General features: G+C 65.6%; 1 protein-coding gene. It reads right to left on the bottom strand.

Translation table 11 applies throughout. The features are described from left to right. Window positions 1-1,468: 2Fe-2S iron-sulfur cluster-binding protein (locus F2S13_RS29010; protein ID WP_166367314.1), on the bottom strand; the 1,468-nt coding region annotated here is incomplete at both ends.

Raw genomic sequence — 1,468 nt, 5'->3', positions numbered from 1 at the left:
GGCGGTGGATTTTTCGTGGGGTACCTGGAACAGCGCGACGGTCGCTTCTTCCTGGCGCTTCAGTGCTTTAGGCATTACGCCTTCAACAGCCTTGAAGCCAGCTTCGGTGGCAGCGCGAGCGCCACCCTCAAAACCATCGGCCAGGGCATCGGCCAAGGCATACACGCCGTTGATACCACCGACACACACACGCTTCTGCGGGGCATCGCCCGGCACAAAAGCGAGGATATCTTCACGCCAGATCGGCTTGCCGCCCAAGTGCGAAGCCAGGTGCACCACCGGGCTGTAACCGCCGGAAGTGGCAACCAGGTCGCAGTCGAGCCATTCGCCAGGGCTGGTGACAGTGAGGGCCTTGACGTCGATGGCGGCGACACGGGCCGAGGTCACGTGTTTGCTGCCACGGGTTTCGATCACGGCGCTGGAGGTCAGGATGCGCACGCCTTTGGCGCGAGCTTCTTCGACCAGCGAACCGCGTGGGTTGTGGCGTGCATCTGCTACGGCGACGACTTTCAGGCCGGCATCCAGCCAATCCAGCGCCACCCGATAGGCGTAATCATTGTTGGTCGACAGCACCAGCTTCTTGCCCGGCGCCACGCCGTAACGGCGCACATAGGTCGACACCGCACCGGCGAGCATGTTGCCCGGCACGTCGTTGTTGCCGTACACCAGCGGCCGCTCATGGGTCCCGGTGGCCAGCACCACGCGCTTGGCGCGAACCCGGTGCATGCGTTGGCGTACCTGGCCGATCGGCGCGCGATCGCCCAGATGGTCGGTCAAACGCTCGTGAATGGTCAGGAAGTTATGGTCGTGGTAGCCGTTGACCGTGGCCCGCGGCAGCAGGGTCACTTCCGGCAGCTTCTTCAGCTCGGCGATCACGCTGGCGACCCACTCGGCCGCCGGCTTGCCATCCAGGCTCTCGCGGCTGTCGAGCAGGCTGCCGCCGAATTCTTCCTGTTCATCGGCGAGGATCACCCGCGCCCCGGTGCGCGCCGCCGCCAATGCCGCAGCCAGGCCGGCGGGGCCGGCGCCGACCACCAGCACGTCGCAGTGCTGGTTCATGTAGTCGTAGCTGTCCGGATCGTTTTCCAGCGGCGAGCGGCCGAGGCCCGCCGCCTTGCGGATGTACTTCTCGTAGGTCATCCAGAACGATTGCGGGTACATGAAGGTCTTGTAGTAGAAGCCCGGCGGCATCAGCTTGCCGCCGACCTTGCCGAGAATCCCCATGACGTCGGTGTTCACGCTCGGCCAGCCGTTGGTGCTGGTGGCGACCAGGCCGCCGTACAGCGCCTGCTGGGTAGCCCGTACGTTGGGGATCTGGGTGGCTTCGGTGGCGCCGATCTGCAGCACCGCGTTCGGCTCTTCGGCCCCGGCGGCGTAGATGCCGCGCGGCCGCGAGTACTTGAAACTGCGCCCGACGATATCCACGCCGTTGGCCAGCAATGCAGCGGCCAGGGTGTCACCGGCATAG

Origin of the sequence: Pseudomonas akapageensis, assembly GCF_011355085.1 — a bacterium.
GTDB lineage: Bacteria > Pseudomonadota > Gammaproteobacteria > Pseudomonadales > Pseudomonadaceae > Aquipseudomonas > Aquipseudomonas akapageensis.
Note: the sequence above shows the minus strand (reverse complement) of the source record. Positions and strands in the feature narration are given on the sequence as shown.